The organism is Palleronia sp. THAF1 (assembly GCF_009363795.1).
Classification (GTDB): domain Bacteria; phylum Pseudomonadota; class Alphaproteobacteria; order Rhodobacterales; family Rhodobacteraceae; genus Palleronia.
In genome coordinates, this window is the sequence record NZ_CP045420.1 from 120,940 (window position 1) to 139,068 (window position 18,129).

General features: G+C 58.6%; 12 protein-coding genes and 3 pseudogenes. 4 read left to right on the plus strand and 11 right to left on the minus strand.

The features are described from left to right. Positions 1-7: 7 nt before the first annotated feature. From FIU81_RS00605 to hsdR, 3 genes are read right to left on the minus strand one after another with little or no spacing between them, the layout of a single operon-like run. Entirely contained in the window at positions 8-1,429 is a 1,422-nt protein-coding gene (locus tag FIU81_RS00605) for a restriction endonuclease subunit S (RefSeq protein ID WP_124110803.1), read from the minus strand. Next, positions 1,426-2,925 (minus strand): N-6 DNA methylase, encoded by a 1,500-nt coding sequence (locus FIU81_RS00610; protein ID WP_124110802.1) that lies wholly within the window; start codon positions 2,923-2,925, stop codon positions 1,426-1,428. The genes FIU81_RS00605 and FIU81_RS00610 overlap by 4 nt, the downstream gene beginning before the upstream one ends. Continuing rightward, entirely contained in the window at positions 2,922-6,266 is a 3,345-nt protein-coding gene (gene hsdR / locus FIU81_RS00615; RefSeq protein WP_216644263.1) for a type I restriction-modification system endonuclease, read from the minus strand. The genes FIU81_RS00610 and hsdR overlap by 4 nt, the downstream gene beginning before the upstream one ends. A gap of 781 nt (positions 6,267-7,047) precedes the next feature. Between hsdR and FIU81_RS00620 the strand changes: the two are divergent. Together FIU81_RS00620 and FIU81_RS00625 are read left to right on the plus strand one after the other, a co-directional pair. Further along, positions 7,048-7,851 (plus strand): annotated as a pseudogene (locus tag FIU81_RS00620) (IS5 family transposase); the annotation flags it as partial. 103 nt (positions 7,852-7,954) lie between these two features. Then, the gene (locus tag FIU81_RS00625) at positions 7,955-8,746 is read left to right on the plus strand and encodes a hypothetical protein (protein ID WP_172971351.1); all 792 of its coding nucleotides are present in this window, start codon (positions 7,955-7,957) and stop codon (positions 8,744-8,746) included. 36 nt (positions 8,747-8,782) lie between these two features. Here the strand turns inward: FIU81_RS00625 and FIU81_RS00630 are convergent, their stop codons facing one another. From FIU81_RS00630 to FIU81_RS00655, 7 genes are all read right to left on the minus strand, one after another. Further along, positions 8,783-9,160, minus strand: a complete 378-nt coding sequence (locus FIU81_RS00630; protein WP_124110800.1) for a hypothetical protein — start codon at positions 9,158-9,160, stop codon at positions 8,783-8,785. Positions 9,161-10,409: 1,249 nt separating this feature from the next. After that, positions 10,410-11,447, minus strand: a complete 1,038-nt coding sequence (locus FIU81_RS00635) for a reverse transcriptase domain-containing protein (RefSeq protein WP_124110799.1) — start codon at positions 11,445-11,447, stop codon at positions 10,410-10,412. A gap of 180 nt (positions 11,448-11,627) precedes the next feature. Beyond that, a complete protein-coding gene (locus FIU81_RS00640; RefSeq protein WP_124110798.1) occupies positions 11,628-11,939 on the minus strand; it encodes a hypothetical protein in 312 nt (103 codons plus the stop codon). After that, entirely contained in the window at positions 11,939-12,520 is a 582-nt protein-coding gene (locus FIU81_RS00645; protein WP_124110797.1) for a hypothetical protein, read from the minus strand. The genes FIU81_RS00640 and FIU81_RS00645 overlap by 1 nt, the downstream gene beginning before the upstream one ends. 1,069 nt (positions 12,521-13,589) lie before the next feature. Continuing rightward, complete coding sequence (locus tag FIU81_RS00650; protein ID WP_124110796.1) at positions 13,590-13,802, minus strand: DNA-binding protein; 213 nt, start codon at positions 13,800-13,802, stop codon at positions 13,590-13,592. Continuing rightward, positions 13,780-13,947: a hypothetical protein gene (locus FIU81_RS16615; RefSeq protein ID WP_172971360.1), complete on the minus strand. Its 168-nt coding sequence runs from the start codon at positions 13,945-13,947 to the stop codon at positions 13,780-13,782. Before FIU81_RS16615 ends, FIU81_RS00650 begins: the two co-directional genes overlap by 23 nt. A 33-nt stretch (positions 13,948-13,980) precedes the next feature. Further along, complete coding sequence (locus FIU81_RS00655; protein ID WP_152460893.1) at positions 13,981-14,829, minus strand: hypothetical protein; 849 nt, start codon at positions 14,827-14,829, stop codon at positions 13,981-13,983. 375 nt (positions 14,830-15,204) lie between these two features. Here FIU81_RS00655 and FIU81_RS00660 point away from each other — a divergent pair, with 375 nt between their 5' ends. Continuing rightward, positions 15,205-16,074 (plus strand): tyrosine-type recombinase/integrase, encoded by an 870-nt coding sequence (locus tag FIU81_RS00660; protein ID WP_124109949.1) that lies wholly within the window; start codon positions 15,205-15,207, stop codon positions 16,072-16,074. Between the two features lie 11 nt (positions 16,075-16,085). Further along, positions 16,086-17,288 (plus strand): annotated as a pseudogene (locus tag FIU81_RS00665) (IS91 family transposase). A gap of 403 nt (positions 17,289-17,691) precedes the next feature. Here the strand turns inward: FIU81_RS00665 and FIU81_RS16865 are convergent. Then, positions 17,692-17,988 (minus strand): annotated as a pseudogene (locus tag FIU81_RS16865) (hypothetical protein); the annotation flags it as partial. Positions 17,989-18,129 lie beyond the last annotated feature (141 nt).

Sequence of the window (18,129 nt, forward strand, 5' to 3'; positions counted from 1 at the left end):
GGACCTCCTATTCGGCGTCGATCTTCTTGCGGCGCCCACGCTTCGTTTTCGGGGCGGTGGCGCGGGCTTTGCGGATGCGGGTGAGGAGGGCTTCGGCGGGTTCGTCCTCGGGGTCCTGGCGGACGAGCTCTCCGCGGAAGGCCTTGACCAGCAAGCGCTCGTCGAGCCGATCCAGGAGATGGGCGGCGCGGCTGGCCTCCTCGGTCATCCGGTCGATGCGGGCGAAGGCGGCTTCAATGCGGCGGACGATTTCGGCCTGTTCATCAAGAGGCGGCACGGGCACCGGTGATCTTCGGCAGATTTCGAGAGTGAGGTTTCTCTGACCTGCGGTTGCCTTCGACAATGCGGTCGCCCAAGAAAGGTAGGCCTCACTGAGCAGCCATTTCGCCAAGAACGCGGGGAGAATTCCGTCTTTAGCTCGGAACACCGCAATAGCCTGGTTCATGTTCCACTCTGGGTGTGTCTCGGGAACGACGGAGACCTTCCCGAGAGGTGGGCCGACAATGTTCATCAGAATGTCGCCTGGGAACACCTTGGACCTTTTGAGGAAGCCCTCGTGAATAGATTTGCTCACGAAAGTTGGCTCCTTGGTGAAATCCAATGAACCATCGAAGGTCAGGTTGTAGACCTTAATGAACGGCACGTCGCCACCGTCGGGGTTCAGGTCATCGCGTTTCGGCGTTGTTCCTTTGGTAATCCATTCGCATAGCTCTTCGGCGGTTTTCCATTCCCAGGTAGCAGGTATCGTGAACGGGGTGTCGATCTCTTGGCGATCAGCATATTCGAGATGTTCTTTAGAACTCACGCCTCCACGGAATGCCTCGGTCAAGATCGCTTGCTTAGCGCGAGTGGCGAGTTTGGTGGCGCGGGCGAGGTGGTCGCGCGCGGCGGCCGAGCGCGCCGAGAGCCGGTCCAGCTTCGCCACGATCCGCCGCTGCTCGGGGAGTGGAGGAATGGGAATGGAAAGACGTTTCAGGCGTCCCCCAGAAATACGTTGACGGGTGGTCCCGGAAGCCTCCGCCCGTATCTGACTTCGGACTTCTGGGCTATTGATCGCAGTTGCAATCCATTCAGGCGAAACCGCTTCTTCTCCGGAGCGCCAGACGAGCACATCGACGGCTGTCACGGCCCGTTGTCCCACTCCCGGAAAAATGCAGGCGCGTCCCAATGGGTCCGGCATTCGAGCGACCAAGACATCGCCGGGCTTCAGAAAGGTGCACCTCAGTCTCTCGGCCGTTTCCGCCGTCAGAAATCGCGATGACTTGTCAAGGAACGCGCCGTCACCGATGTCCATGAGTTGGATCAAGCGAACATCGCCTTCGGGATCTTGGTCTTTACTCTCAATCCAATCGCCGTCGGTGACAAGTCCCCCTGCGCCCACAATGCTCTGAAGCTCTTCTGCCGACCAGTTCTCAGGCAATCCCATCATTCCGCCGCCGCAGCCGGCGCCTCTTCTTCCTTGCCATCCAGTTCCAGCACCAGCGCCTCGATCTCGCGCGTGGCTTCGCGCAGGTGGCCGAGGGTCGCCGCCGTGATGTCGTCGGGGTCGGTCAGGCCGTCCTCAGCCTCTTCCTCGCCATCGCGCAGCCAAGAGATGTCGAGGTTGTCGCCGCGGTTCTCGATCTCCTCGCGGCTGAACCGGCGGAAGCGGCCTTCCTCGCCCTGATCCTGCCGCTCGGCGCCGCCATGAGGATCGTCGCCGTAGGCCGCCAAGAAGTCGGCAAAGTCCTCGGCCCGCAGGGGGCGGGTCCTGCCGTAGGAGGGCGCACCGGCGCGCATGTCGTATACCCAAACGGCCTCGGTCCCCCCGCTCTCGCTGCGATCCACGTTGCGGGTGAAGAAGATGACGTTGGTCTTGACCCCTTGGGCGTAGAAGATGCCGGTGGGCAGGCGCAGGATGGTGTGCAGGTCGCACCAGCCCATCAGCATCTGCCGCAGGGCGCGGCCGGTGCCGTCTTCGAAAAGCACGTTGTCGGGCACGACAACGGCGGCACGGCCCCCGGGCGCGAGGCCGCGGATGATGTGCTCGACGAAGGCCAGCTGCTTGTTCGAGGTGCCCGCGGTGGTCGAGAAGTCGCCCCGCTGCGGCCGCCCGCCGCCCTTCTTGGTGCCGAAGGGCGGGTTGGAGAGGATGAGGTCGGCCTTGGGCAGTCCGGCGCCCTCGTCGGTCAGGGTGTCCATGGACTGCGCGTCGCCCTCGATGCCGTGGAGCATGATGTTCATCAGGCAGAGGCGGTGCGTGTCGGGAACGAGTTCGGCGATGCTGTAGCAGTCGCGGACCTGCTTCTCGGCGGCACCCTCAGGCAGGCCGTAAAGCTCGTTGTTCTCTTCGTAGATGCGGCGGTGGGCGGCAACGACGAAGCCGCCCGTTCCGGCCGCGGGGTCTTGGATACGCTCGCCCAGTTGGGGCTTCGTGAGCCGGATGATGCTATCGATCAGTGGGCGCGGGGTAAAATACTGGCCAGCGCCGGATTTTTTGTCCTCGGCGTTCTTCTGAAGGAGGCCCTCGTAGAGGTCCCCCAGCCCTTCTTCGCGCGCGTCGAACCATGGAAGGTCGCCGATGGCCGTCGTGAGGCTCTTGAGGTTGGCGGGCTTGCGCAGGCGGGTCTGGGCGTTCTCGAATATGGCGAGGACAAGTGGGTCCTTGGCGGGCTTGAGCTTGCCCTCGGCATCCTTCTCTTTGGGATCACCCAAGGCGGTCAAGAGATGCTTGTAGTGGGTGAGCTGATCGAGCCCCTCGCGCTTTGCTAAAGTGTCCCAACGGTATTCCTCTGGGATGCGGCGCTCCTGTCCGGTCTCGGCCATCATCTTGAGGAAGAGGAGGAAGGTCAGCTCGGTGACGTATTCGGAATAGGTCACCCCATCGTCGCGGAGGACGTCACAGAGTTTCCAGAGCTTGGCGACGATGTCCTGCGTGGCGCTCATGCGGCGGGCTCCCAAGTCTCATTTTTTATCTCCTCGAGGATGGCGTCGAGTTCGCCCCCGAAGATCTTGTTTAGGCGCTTGTAGCCGCCCTGCTGTGCGAAGGGCGGGTCATCGAAGGCCTGTCGGTCGATGACGACCTGGCTCTTCATTTCGTCCCCGATCCGATCGAGCCAGCGTCGCTGGACATCATCGAGATCGTGGGTCGATGCAACCTTTCTGACGGCCGCACTGACACGGTCGGCATAGGGAATCAGAGGATCGCCGAGGGCTGCCTGTCGGATGAAGCCGATGATGGAGGCGGCAATGTCTTCGTTCGTGCTGTCGCGCCACGCGGTGCGTAAGGCGCTCTCTGTGAAGTGTCGGGCATCGAGGGCCAGACGTAGCTCACGCAGGCTCTTGCGGGTCATGTCGCGCGGGCGCGTGACGACCACGTTCAGCGCGTCGATCTTGTTCGCGTTGTCGCGCACGAACGTCTCGAAGGCTTCGATGAAGTCGGCCGGGCGCACTCCCTCGCCATATCCACGCGTGACCCCGGTGACAGTATCATCGCCAGTGTAGATCGGAATGATCGGCGGGGCGCCGCGGTCGCCTTTGAAGTCGAAAAACTTCCCCAGCCCGGGCCGATCTTGAGTCCACTGCCGGACTTCTGGTGTTGGTCCATTCCGGAAGCGTTCCAACGTATCTTCAGGTGTCTCGCCAGCCTGAGCACAATATTGCTGCCGAATCTCGTCGTTCATTCGCCGGACCCTGCGGGAAAGCTTGACGATGATCTGGTCGAGGATTTCCTCTTGATGGGACGTGTCATCGGCGTTCTCGAAGCCGTCGAAAAGAGTTTCGAAGGACACTTTCGGGTCGACGACGACGGGCCGCATCTCGGTCATAGCCTGGAGGTTCGGATAGAGGTCGACCGCGTCGTAGATCTGGAAGGCCTCCTTGCCGATCCCGTCGCACTTGCGGGTCGCGCGGCCGATCATCTGATCATAGAGGATTCGGGAGTTCACACGGCGTAGGAAGACCAGGTTGGTAATCGCGGGAACGTCTATGCCCGTGGTGAGCAGATCGACCGTCACGGCGATCCTGGGATCGGACTCGTTCTTGTATTTCAGGATCAGCTTGCCCGGCTTGTCGACCGACCCGGTGATCTTCTGGATCATGTCGTCACGGATATCGAGGCCCTCATCCCGGTAGGCCTGTCGTAGATACTGAACCACCTCGTCGGCATGATCGTCTGAGGTGGCGAAGACGAGGGTCTTGCCAGCATCGGGCGACATGATGTCGATCCGGCGCGAGATCTCCTCCGCGACGACTTGATTGAACTTCGGCGCCCGGACACGTCGATTGAAGTGCTCTACGGTGAAGTCCAGCTGATCGGGTAAAGTGGCAATGTCGATCTCGCCGGTCCGCGGGTCGAGAACGTCGATGGTCTCGCCCGCCTTGATCGTGATGCCTGCTTCGCTAAGCGCGGTCTTGATCAGATGTGGCGGATCGTGGTCGATCAGCCACCCGTCGATGACGGCTTCGCGATAACTGTAACGATATATCGGCTCGCCGAAGATCTGTGCGGTGTGCAGGGCCGGCGTCGCTGTAAGTCCGACTTTCACTGCATCAAAATACTCGACTACACGCCGATATTTCGACACGTAGTCATTCTGGTCCCGGAACGTCGTCTCGGCCTCGCTCATCTCTCGGTCGAGTAGGTAGCCCCGGTGGCACTCGTCTATCAGGATCAGGTCATACTGATCGACAGGAGGTCGCTCGCCGGGCTCGCGCTCGAGGACGCGCTTCACGAGGCTCTGCACGGTGCAGATGTGGATCTTGGCGTCCCGGTCGATGTTCTGGTCCTCAAGACCTCGGAGGCCGAAGATCTCGGCAAACGTCTTCGCGCCGACCATGCGCGTCGTCTCGAAGGCGCTCTCGGCTTGCTCTCCGAGTGCACTTCGGTCAACGATGAAGCAGACTCGGAGGAAGCGCTTCGCCTCCAGAAGACGGTAGATCATGGCGATGGCCAGCTTGGTCTTGCCGGTGCCTGTTGCCATTGCGACCAGCATTTCACGTTGTCCCTCGGAAACGCCCTTCTCTACGGCCTTGATCGCCTTCTTCTGGTAGGGACGCAGGTCGAAGCCGAAGTTGAAGGGCTTGTCCTCCAGTTCCTTCTCTGCGGCTCGACGATCGACCTCGAGCCGTTCGACGAGGCCTTTAGGGGTGAACCACCCTTCCAGCGCGCGCGAAGCATTGGAGGAATCTCGTGTGTCGCGGAACCAGATCCCACTCTGGGTGGCCATCGCCGGATAGAAGCCACGTCCGTTGGTGGCAAAGATGAACGGCACCTTGTGGTCATCCCAAGGGCCACCCGCGAACTCGAAACTCTCGTGAGGCTGTATATCGTGCGAGTAGCGGCTCGCCTGGACATCCACGGCAGACATGACGTTTCTGCGCTTGCGCTTGGCTTCCACGATCCCGACCAGAATGCGTCCAGCGAAGAGCGCGTAGTCCGCCGGGCCCGAAGATGTCGGCCATTCAGCGATGGCCATGTTGCGGTTCTTCTCCGGTCGGGTGCCCAAGGAATATCGCAGCTTGGCACTGTCGACATCCCATCCAACCTGACGAAGTTGTTCGTCAACGAGGAGGCGCGTGTCAGCCTCGTCGAAGTCCATATCCTTGGCCGACTCGAACGCAGCCTGAATGAACGTCTGCGCTTTGCCGCGATCGACCGGTCGTGCAGCGCGTTGCTCAGCTTCCTCGGCCAGCTCTGCGAAGATCGCGCGTTCCTCTTCTGCGAGACGGGCCCTGTCCTCGGCATTCAGGGCTGCGCCACGAGCGTCCTCGGCCTCTTCTGCGAGACGTGAGGCTTCGGCCGAGCGCTGCTCCAACTCGGATCGGAGTGCCGCCACCTGCTCCTTGAGGTCGGGCGCGTCGGTCTCCGCCAGCCTCGGCGGAGTAAATGGCATCGTCAGACGCGGCTGTCGGGTCGCGGAGGCACGAAGCCAGACACCGAGGCGATGGCAGAGCTTGATTGCCTCGAATGCCATCCGGCGTTCGCCGTCATACCCGTGAACGGCGGCGTTTCCATCAATCCGTAGCCGATGAAGGATGTCCAGTATCTCGGCAGGCACCAAGTCATCGCGACGGATGCTTCGTAGTATGTCGGAGAACATGTCGTTGCCGGCGATGTCGGCACCGGCAGACTCAGCGATCACCCGGGCCATCCGCTCCGCGAACTGGCGCGTCTTGATCAGCGCCGTATTCGCATCATCAACGAAGTATCTCTCGGCATGCGTCGCCAAAATTGCCAGAGGCGCGTCGATCTCGTGAAGATGGCTGAAATTCTTACTGATAGTCACGAGCCCCTTGCCGCTACGATTTACTCACCTCCCCGGTCATCTTTCGGAGGCTCTGACCTAAGACACTGTTGCACATCTAAGTATCCAAAATCACGAACTTTCTTACCATGCAGGCCAATGGGATCGGAGCTCTCAGCGTAAATCTTTCGATCGCGTAAGCTACTTCGCCTTCCATGTCTCGCAGGTGACCCCAGTTCCGTCTGCGAGTGGATACGGCTTTGAATAATTGCCCATTCCCCTACTGCGCCGAAAACTAACGCGAACAGTTTGGCACTGGTGAAGGGCAATCTGTTTTTCGCTATAGTCTTTGAGTTCACGCCTTCTGCACCGCAAATCAAAGGTGAGCGTCGCAGTAGTAACTCATTTTACATTTCATTCGGCTTGCGCAACAGGAGACCACCAGATTGCGCATCCGATCCAAAAAGGAATTCAGATGCCAGACGCCAATGTATGTATGGATGAATGGAACCTTTCGGACCAATGTGAAATCGACACCCGCTGATGCCATGATAAAGTCGGCGTGGAGCGAGTTCTCTATAGAAATTGCTTCCGAGACCATCCGCTCAGGTTCTAAACAAAATATAGATGGAGGGGACATTCGCCACGGTCGCAATAGGTGGCCGACCAGCGAAAGTTTGACGCGAGTTTCCATTGCTGCTTCGAGTATTTGGGGGGGCAGGAACTATTGATCTGCTTGAGCCGATGATGCCTGCGTGCCCCACCGTCCCTGAGCAAAGGGGGCGGCGTTGTGAGTCATCTATAGTGGCTGAGCGAGGTTCAGATGGAGCGGCTGCGGCCTTATTTTCTAAGAGCCATGGCGCGCCCCTTGTCGATGATCGGCGCGTCCTGAGCGGGGTTATCTTTTGGGAGCGCAAAAGGTTGCGATAGCGCGATGCGCCGAAGGAATACGGCTCTCATAAAACGCTCTACAATCGCTGGAAGCGGTGGAGCGTTATGGGCGTGCTCGCGCGGATCATAGCAGGTGCGGCAGCGAAGGCTCGGACGATAAGACGATCTCCATCGACGCGACGTATCTGAAAGTGCACAGCACGGCCTCACGTCTGTGGTCGAAAAAGGGGGGGGCATTTGCGTCTGATCGGACGCACACAGTGGTTCAAAGGAGAAGGATGCTGTCCGGGGGGCAGGTTCGCCGGAGAACGGAGCAACAAACTCCATGCCGTGACTGATGCACGAGGGCGGCCCATCCGGCCCTTCATTACGGTCGGAGAGGTCAGCGATTATTCTGGAGCAAGACTGCTATCGAACACTTTTCCGGATATCGACTGGCGATTGGGCGCTATCGGGATCTTGCTTTGCAGGACCTTGCCAGGCAACGGACCAAGGATACGACGCAGACTGGTTCCGTGAAGACCTTAGCAACAATTAGATAACGCCCTGCATCCCTTTCCGGAAACCACGCGACACACCAGTCAGATACGACAAGCGCTGCTACCTAAAGCATAAACGGGTCGAGATCATGCTCGGGCGTCTCAAGGACTGGCGGCGCATCGCTACCTGCTACGACAGAAACCCCACGGTCTCCCTCTCGGCGATCGCCATCGCTGGTGGCGTCGTCTTTTGGTTATGTATCTTGAGCCCAAGCTCTCATCAAGTATGCAGTCGCCAAACGGCAACTATCACGGAGTTGAAGTTGATCGTAAGCTTATTGACTGATATCGCAGCCATCTATGGATCTGCTAGCGGCGAGTTGGGAAATGAAGTTTTTTTGGCTCTTACTGTTCACTGTTGTTACTTGTGGCGTTTTTTATGTCTTTGTGCACGGACAGTGGTATTTGGTCTCGTCGACGAAACTTTTTGTAGCGCTTATCGTGATATTCGTCGGTTTGTCTTTTTTTGCGTCGGCATCCGAAACTGCTTTTTCAACCGCTCATACGGACGTTCGCATTCAAGAGGCGCTTCGCGAGGAATTTGAGGGGGTGGCGGCGCGCTATAACGACTTTGAAGAAGTGATTCGCAACGTAGGCTTGCAAAACCTCGACAAACATCAAAAAAGAAAATGGATGCGCGTGGAGCGCGACCAACGTAAGTTGAAAAGAAAAGAAGATAGTCTCGGTGAAACGTCTCGGGCAGTTTACGTTGGCTCGTTCGCGAGCCTCAGCGTGTTCTTAAATATCGCTCTCGCAGCTTGTCTTCCGTTCGCCCTCGTCTCGGACCCGGGGTCAGTGCCGCTCATGATTTCCACTCCATACCCTGTCGTCGGCAATGCAAGCCTGAGCTATGAGTGGCTACAGCTGGATATTGGAGGGCAGCAAGTTCTCATTTTCTTCGCGTCGGCGTTTCCAATTCTTGTGCTTGGGAAGGTTGTCCCGAAAGAAATCGGCGCCATTTTCAACATGTTTTTCGCGTATCGAATGAACCCAGTCGCTCGCAAAGTTGCGTTTGTCATGGGGCCGATTCCCAAAGCAATGAGCTGGCCTCTCGAGTTGCTTCGCACGGCAACTGCAAAGGACCGAGATTGAGGCTTGCATCAACTCTACATAAACTGGTCTGCAAGGTTATCGGAAAAAGGCCCTGCGGAAAGCCATGTCGTTGATTGAGGTTATTTTGACCGAACCCCCGGCATCAACGATCTCGCGGCCAATATCGTTCATTTTGACGGCTGCCTCTTCATTGAATGTCGCCTTATAAACTTTCTGAATCATCCGGCCGTTGGTCAAAAATTCTCGCGTCTTGAATAGTGCCGATCCGCCAACCCCATCGCCTTTGACGGTGTCGTTGTTTATGGACGCTACGATTACGTCACGAAAGTTGAACCGGTCCTTATCTATCTTCACGGTGCCGTCAGCGATTTCAATGTCCGCTGGTGTAAGTGTATTTACCTCCTTACCGGCGTGAGCATCTTTTTGAAATTCACGACTGCGTAGAAATTGCATGGATCTACTCCTTGGACACTTTCTGAATATAGGCTGTGCAGGGCTCTGCGGCAAGCGTCCTGTTCGTGCCAAGCGTAGAGTGGCGCCTGTTCCCAAGCAGGCGGTAAGCATCCAAAATAACTATACTTTTCCTGCCTTGTCGCTGTTTATACCGTTTTGTTGCTATGTTTGTTTGGTGGCGTCGACGGCCGCATTGATGCAGAGAGCAGAGTGTGATTGGGCAGCGAGCTCATATCCGTCCGGCTCGCCAGTTCTCCGCCGAGCATACTGGAAAGGCTTGGCGAACGATTGCGTCAAGCTGTCGGAAAGGCTGGGGTTCGCCGCTAAATACACAGCTTATCGAGCGCCTCAGCCCCGATTCGGGCTCCTTCTTGATATCCCCTGCGACTGCCTTGACCGGGCCCTCCGGGTTTTTCGGCTGCCCGGGTGTGAGAAGAAGACTGATGCGCCAGTATCGCTGTAACAGCGACGGAGTATTGGTTAGAGGCGCGCCGGCTGGTGGCGCAGTCCCAACAGCGGGGTCCCGCGGCTCTCGAGGAGGGCGTCCCATGGGGCGCCGTGGGATCAGTTCGGGCGGAGCAACTGAGTGCTTAGCCGGATCGCCTCGGCGAAGCCGGTCGCCTGTTTAGCTAAGCTGTAGAGGGACTCGAGCGGCGGCAAGGAGGCCTCACGTTGCGTCGCAGCCGGGCTCAGCGATGTGCGCGTCCCCAACACCTCTGCACATCCGATTAGGCGCTCTCGCGGAATGGCGACCTTCTCACGCATCGTTTCTGCGGCGACGTCAGCGCAGACATCGGCAATGGTAGCATCGACATAGTAGGCAACTTTCGGGCCAACCCCCTCCTCAACATTGAGAGCTTCGAGAAGGCATAGACGACATTCTGCGCAGCCGCGCCAAGATGCGGCAGCGCGCGGCGCAGCAGTTGCTGATCCAATCTGTGCAATTGCCCCAGAACGGCTTTGGCAAAGTCGACCCGCTCCTCCAGCAGGTCGCGCGAAGCTGAGGCCGTCACTTCTGCACCGTCTGTCCGGTCGAGGCAGCCCGTCGCGGCGGGGGGGGGGGGGGCGATGACCCTTCCTTGGGAGCCCAGAGGGGTGACGAGCGCTCTGGTCCGACTGAAGGCCCTTGGCGGGTTCGGGGCGGTGGAGCGTTTCCTGAGCTTAACGTCAGCTGCGCCAGGGCCCGGGGGCGTCAGCCCCGGCGAATGACAGCTGGAACGCAGGCGCGAAGGGCCGGGGTGCCAGCTGATTAGCGAGTATTCTTTCGGTCAACTTCCGTGAAGGGGAATCTGTGTTCTTCCAGTAAGCGGGCTGTGGTCGCCTTCAAGGCCTGCATCTGCCGAGCATCCTCGAAGCTACTCGCGTAGCCCAATATGCCTTCCAGATATCGAATATCTTTTTGTTCAAGCCGCTCTTTTTTACCAAGATGGTGAAGCGTTGCTCTGCACTGCTTCCTCCATTTCAAAGGAGGCTGAACGAAGTCTGTCACTACCAAACCGGTTACTTCGGTCCTGGCCCCAGGGCCTCTCCAACGAGTTTTTTCGTCTTTCAGCTCAAATCCGATCTCGGCGACTCGCAGTCGCACCGCATCGAGGAAGTCCTGTGCAATAAAGTCGCGGGAGCTAAAAGTAAGGTCGTCGGCATACCTCGAATATTTTATTCCATGCTCCGACGACAGTTCGCAAAGAGAATTGTCCAGAGGCTTGAGTATCTGGTTGCCGATCGCAGGACTTGTTGGAGCCCCTTGAGGGAGCGAGCCGTTCAAACAGCAAAGCTGGCAAAGAACGGAGGAGACTGAATCTGCGTATCCAAGTCGCGAAAATAGATCATAAACAGAAACTTCGGTGACGCTGTCGAAGAAAGACGCGATATCGACATTTAGAAAGTGTCGGGAACCAAGATGATGCCGAGCATTCCAATTGATGCTTGTGCCTCTCTTGAAGCCAAAAACAATATCTGGCGTCTCAAGGTGTGTGAGAATATTATCAAGTATCCACCATTGAATCACCTTTAGGTAAGTTCGCGGTGAGGAAACCTGCCTTGTTCCGCCTCCCTTTTTCACCACGGGAAACTGACGGTAGTTCTGGTGGGGATTTCTCAAGATGCCAATCAACAAGCCGGGGCCAATGCCGAGAATATTTGCCAGCTCGTATCCCGAAAAGATCGGAGCAATATTTAGATGGCGGAACTCAGCGAAGCTCGTTTCCCGGTCCGCAGTGCTCTCGGCTCGAATAATTTGCTCAACATGAGAGAATTCTGTGGGGAAATAGTAGGAGCGGGTTGGCATGAGTTCAGCAGTTCCAGTCTTTATGACTGCCTAATGCACGCGGATCGGGAAGAAGGCTCTGTTTGGCGGCGGGGTCCGGCAAACAGAGCCTTCTTCCCGATCCGCGTGACCTTACAACCCTAACCTGAAGTTCCGCTCGCCGAAACAGCGAACAAGCCGAATTAAATGCCAACCCGCAGTTCATCTATAGCGCTTCCTCTGTGCCTTCATCAAGAACAATCTCATGTTGTCTATCTCTTTATGGAGACTCGCCCTCCTAACCTCTTCCCTTCCCGCAGGAGTAAGGAAGAAGGTTCCTCGCTTGACCTGGGTTACTAAATTCAACTTACGTGCTTCATCGTGTGCAAGCCGAAAAATCCCGTGCTCGACGCTTTCGCCCACGTCATCTCGCGGAAGAATTTGCGGCGCGAATTGCTCGATATCTTGAATTCGGCCCGGCTGAATAACCGCAAGGACGGTGAGATAGTCAAACAAGGGAGTGGTGATTTCCATCAAATGATCAACTTGGCGCGATGCTTCTGGGATAGTTTTGCAAGAAACTGTTTGATAAAATGCTCAGTCAGATCGACAGCTGAGAGGTCGACAAACCTCACCTCGGCCCCGAAGGACTCCGATAAGATTACTGGGCCATTCCTTACATATCCATCGCTACCTTCGTGGGCAATATCCGAGATCACGATCATCTTGCGGCAGATTTCTTCCTTCATCGAGAAAGCCCCGATCTCGGCGAATGACCCCGGGCTATCCACGATCATTACTACTGCATGAGCTGATTCCGTGGCGTGGCCAATTTCGGCAATTGCTGCATTGTGATACGATCCGAGTTCATCCTTATAAGCATTAATTACATCCTTATACTCTCCAAGCGAGACCAGATGCCCCTCATCGGTAAGCCTTGAGTAAAGTTCATATCGCAACTTTGTCGCTGGAGAGGAGTCTTCCGGAATGGGTTGTGTTGGATCAATGAACGGACCGGCTAAAAATACGATGAAGTCTTCATGTTTTGCTTGCGCCGCTCTGCGGTAGGTTGCGGCATCAAGACGCTTTCGAAGCTGGACAGGTGCGCGCGACAAGATGAACTATAACCTGCAATTAATTGTTCGCGTTAGTTGGAAAGCAACAATCGTGCGGCGTCAAGGTGGGTGGCGCATCGCTGAGGAAGCGACTGGTGCGAGAACGCTACGCGCTACTGGATACCATAGATCGACCGAAATCCTGAGCTCATGCGCTCAGGAGATCACCGATTGCCGGTTCAGACATGAAGACGGACTACCCCGTCATGCTGCGGTTCGAGGTGCTCTACCCTCACACTTAGCGGGTTACGAGATCCATCGGCTGCGAATGGGCGGCGATCGTCGACGAACGCACGAAGAAGCGAACGCGGAAGACGCGCTCGCCCCGGAGGAAGAAGAGCGCGCGCCGCCAAGGCTGTCGAGCGTGATGGCGAGGCGGCAAAAGCTATGCAGCAAGCGGACGTGGCGGACGATGCTTCCGCGCCAGAACTGTCGCAGCCGGGCGGCGCCGATCGCCCCTCCGCGTGCCGCGCTGCTCATCGCACCACCGGGACGAACAGCGTCGTTTTCGCCAAAGTGCAATGCGCTCTCCCGCAACCACCTTCACCGAACGATGATCTACCTCGGAGAGCGCGCCAGGCTGTGCTCGCTCTATCATCGCAGTGATTGCGCCCTCTAGTTCTAGTACAGGCCCAATAGAGGTCCCACTGGCGTGGACGCTAACACGTTCGATGAGGCCGCGAAGCGCGTCCAATGCGCGAGGGCGAATTGTGTCGTCCTTCAAGCTCGCCGTTAGATCTGCGACCTTCTTTCGATAAATCTCAGGCAGTCCGGGGTGTAGTCGCACCGGTGACGGGGCTGGCGCGCTCAGCTGTGTTTCCAGTTCGAATTTCTTAGCCTCTGTGTCGTTCAGCCTCTGCAAAAGACCTGGGGTGCGTAAGCCATCTGCAATCGCGTCGTAGTGCCCCTCCAGCTTGCGCTCGGTCTTCTCGAGCTCTGCGCGGCTCCGCTGACGAGCAGCGACCTCCTTGCTGCGATCCGAGTTGATGGCTTCGGAAAAGACAGCATTTTGGGTGTGTGGGTAGTCCCGAAAGCCGAATAATCGACTGACAAATATGGACAATAATGGTCAGGCGGTACGTTGGCGATGGAGGCGCCAGCGGTAGTTTGCGTGGGCATCCGGATGGATGCGCAGAAGCCGACCAGTGGGGCCGACCCGGATCACGTCGAGCAAGCCGGCGTCGATTGCTCGGCGTACGGTTTTTTCGGAAACGTTGTCCTCTGCAGCGACTTCTTTGACGGTTTTCAGTCGCGCGGAGCTATTTTTTCTTGTGTACGTCATCGGTGGCGTCCTGTTGCGAGTTGATCTCGCCACGCAACTCTGCCGCTGCAGCTTCACCTAGAAGACTGGCTAGTACCCGCACGCAGGCATCGACCTCTTCGAGATCTGATGTCGGTTTGTGGGTGCTGACGGCTTTGCGTGACATGGGGTGACCATGGACGCAGGACCCAATCGGATTTTAGAATATTGATTGATCCAAGAATTTGGATCTCGGATCGTCACCATGATCGACCGTCGGGTCAGGGTTCATAAACAGCTCTATATCTTTACGAATTGTCGGTGCGCTGAGTGTACAGTCGAATAGGTTGATCATCCGGGTGACATCTTGAACGAGGTCAATCAGCGGACCTCCCGGTACGCCCCGATCCGTGGTCGCATAAGTGACGTCTCGCCCGATATCCAAGAACAAATAGCAGCATTCCCATACGATTTGCCTGCGTCGACCATCGAACAAGTTGCGCCGGTCCCTTGGCGACATATCAAATGCGGCATCTGGGGTGTCATTCAGCCGTTCGAGAGCGGCCACGAAGTCACTGGCCTCGACTGTCGCTGCAGAGCCGATTTCTTTCGCGATCTGAAGCGCGTCCGCCGGCCGGTCTTCAAGTGAGAAGTGGTCACTGAGATCAAAGATCATCTCTACAGCCTCTTCGATCTTTCCGCGCCTCGCAGCCTTGAGTGCCTTTTCGCATCGTTCGACCGCTCGCCGAAGTGCGATGGCGCGACTGACCTCGATGGAGTTGACCGCAGAATCTATGTCGAGACAGTAGCCGATCTGTCTCGACAGCAGTCTCGCCGCCTCCGGTCCAAGGTCGTGACGCTCAGCGATCTCAGCAACTTGAGCCGCATCTAGGGCGCCACCTTCTCCGTAGTCAGAAAGCCGCCACCGCATGGCGAAAGATTTGACGCCATCCCTATGAACCCAGATTGAGTAATCATTTGGGTCTTGGTCTTCGCCGGCGTCGCAGCCGAAGACTGGCAATGGGGGATATACCGGGAGCACGTCGTGCTTCGGTTTTCGCTTTCTCATCGGTTTCCACTCAGTGCGTCAAGGCGGAGTTATTCGTCATCATGATAGTTCTATCGGCAAAAGCTACAGACGTCGCTCCCTTCACTACAAGGCCAGGTCCCCGAGGGTAATCGAAACAACCTCGGCTACTCTCGGTCCATTGCGATTCTCGACCCGAGATCGGGATGCTGCAGTGCACCCCGTCGGAGCAGCCGTTCGCCGCGCCGCGAACCCGGGCGACGGTCTGAGGTCCGCTGTGCGGACGAGGACGAAACCGCTCTCGCGGTAGGGGCGCCTGTGGCGGCTGACGTGCGCTGATGCGGGCGGTACGATTTGGTGGATGGGCATGCCTGTCGGACGATTGGGACCTTCTCAATCCGATGACAGGAGGCTTCCATGTCCGATCAACACGTTCCCGCTCTGCGCCGGCGGTTTCTCGAAGATATGCGCATCAAGGGTCTGCAGCCGAAAACGCAGACCATGTATTTGCGGGCGATGCGCGACTTCACCCGGTTCTTGGGCCGCTCGCCCGACACGGCGACGCCTGAGGACCTGCGGGCGTTCCAGCTGGACATGTCCGAGAACGGCACCGGCTCGGCGACGTTCAACAACCGGCTGAGCGTACTGGGCTTCTTCTCGGTGACCTGCGCGCGCGAAGAGATGAAGCGCCACATGCGGTATCAGCGTCTGGCGAAGAAGATTCCGGTGGTGCTCAGCGCCGCGGAGGTCACGCGGATCCTCGACGTCGCCCCGGGACCCGGCCTGAAGTACCGTGCCGCGTTCAGCGTCGCTTATGGCGGCGGGCTGCGGGCCAGCGAAGTGACCCATCTGCGCGTGCCCGATATCGACAGCGACCGGATGCTGATCCGCGTCGATCAGGGCAAGGGCCGCAAGGACCGCCACGTGATGCTGTCGCCAAGCCTGCTGACGCTGCTGCGCGACTACTACTGGGAAGCCCGACCCGCGGGTTGGCTCTTTCCCGGCCGCAACCGGATCGATCCCATCTCGACCCGGCAGTTCAACCGGGCCTTCGGGGCGGCCTGCGACTTCGCCGAGATCAGGAAGAGGGTCTCGCCGCACACGTTGCGGCACAGCTTTGCGACCCATCTGCTCGAGGGTGGGACCGACATCCGAGTGATCCAGGTTCTGCTGGGACATGCCAAGCTGGAGACCACGACGATCTATACAAAGGTAGCGACCAAGGCGATCCAGAGTGTGACCAGCCCGCTCGATCTGCTGGTGCGACGGGAGGCCGGTCCAGATTAAGCGCGGCATCCGTGGCGCATCCCGGACTGGAGGTCGCGGATATCTTCCGCACCCATGGGTCTGCCTATCGCCATGAGAACGCCGGGCATCTGAACCTGCCGCAGCTGAAGGTGATGTCCGCGATCGAGAACTGCCGGACCTCCGCACTTGGCGGGCACGTGTTGGCATGCGCCAAGTGCGGCCATCAGCACGTCGCCTACAACTCTTGCCGCAACCGGCACTGCCCGAAGTGCCAAGGGGCCGCATCGCGGGAGTGGATGGCAGCGCGTATCGAGGACCTGTTGCCGGTCGAATACTTCCATGCGGTCTTCACCCTGCCGACCCAGGTCGCTGACATCGCCTTCCAGAACAAAGCGGTGGTTTAAGGTTTGCTGTTCAAGGCGTCGTCCCAGACGCTTTTGACCATTGCCGCCGATCCGAAGCATCTCGGCGCCCGGATCGGCCTGACCAGCGTGCTCCACACCTGGGGATCGGCGATGACCCACCATCCGCACGTCCACGTCGTCGTCCCGGGTGGCGGTCTGTCGCCGGACGGCACTCGGTGGATCGCCTGCCGCCCGGGGTTCTTCCTGCCCGTGAAGGTCCTGTCGAGGCTGTTCCGACGCCTGTTCCTCGAAGGATTGGTCAGGCTGCACGAGGCGGGCGATCTGGCGTTCTTCGGCGATCTGTCGGAGCTGGCCGACACCGGCGCCTTCGCGGCCCATCTCGCACCGCTGCGCAAGGCCGACTGGGTCGTCTACGCCAAGCCGCCCTTCGGCGGCCCCGAGGCAGTCCTGGCCTATCTCAGCCGGTACACCCACCGGGTCGCGATCTCGAACCACCGTCTTATCAGCGCAGATGCCGGCACCGTGACCTTCCGGTGGAAAGACTACCGCATCAAACGCGGGGAACGACTGAAGGTCATGCGCCTGCCCACGTTCGAGTTCATCCGCCGGTTCCTGGTCCACGTCCTGCCGTCCGGCTTCCACCGAATCCGTCACACCGGCTTCCTCGCCAACGGTGTCCGTCGCGGCAGGATTGAGGCGATCAGGCGTCTTATAGACACGGAGCGAAAGCCGGATCAGACGACCGGCGAAGACGGAAGCGCCGATGCCCATGCGCGAGACCCGCGCCGGACATGCTCCAAATGCGGCAGTGCGATGCGCGTCGTCGAGACCTTCATCCGCGGCCAGATCCCGCAGTCCCGTGCGCCGCCGTGGGAGGATGCCGCATGATCCACCCGTCACACCCAGCGCTGCGATCCCGAGGCGTCGGACCCATTACCGTGGCCGATCCGTCAGAACCTGCCCCGCGACGAGACAATGCTGGCAGAAATGCACCCCGATCCGCGAAACCCAATCAGAAAGATCGACGGACCTGCTCCGCTCGCTCCAATGGAACTCGTAGCTCGGCCCGCCCACCGACGAAGACCTGAGCCACAATTCCCATAGCACCGAAATCCGCCCGCGCTTTCCTCCTTGTCAGGTTTATAGCCGCTGAATGGTGAGCATCCAGCAGCCACAAACCTTAGACAAAGCTGCCGTTCGCCGCACCCGCTCAGATTACGCAGTACCGATCATGTCCGATTCCATGGTGTAGCTCATGGCGGGCTTCGCGCTCGGAAGCGTGCCGAACTGGTCAGGCGCGCTGCGCTGCAGGCAGGCTACCCATGGCAGCTCCGCAGGCGGGGCATTGATTCAGCAAATCGATGTCCCGAGGTACGCAGACTGGCGCGGGCGTTTCTGGCGTCAGGTAGCGGCCACGCTCGACGGTCCAGTCTTCGGTCCGCGCCATGAGGATCGAGCCGACGAGCCGGAGGATGGAAACATCGTTCAGAAGTGAGGGCATGACTGCCACCGGTTTGAAGAATTGCTCGAACCCGACGACATCGATGCGCCGCTTGATTTTCCCGCCTAGGCGCTTGGTCGAGCTCGTAACCGGTATGTCATCCGCAGTGTCGATAGGCGGCCATGGCGTAGGAACTTCGCCGAGAAACAGCATCGATCTTCGAGCCAAGACGGAATGCATCCAGCCGGGACGCTTGGCAGGGATGAGATCGCTCCCTGGAATGGCGCA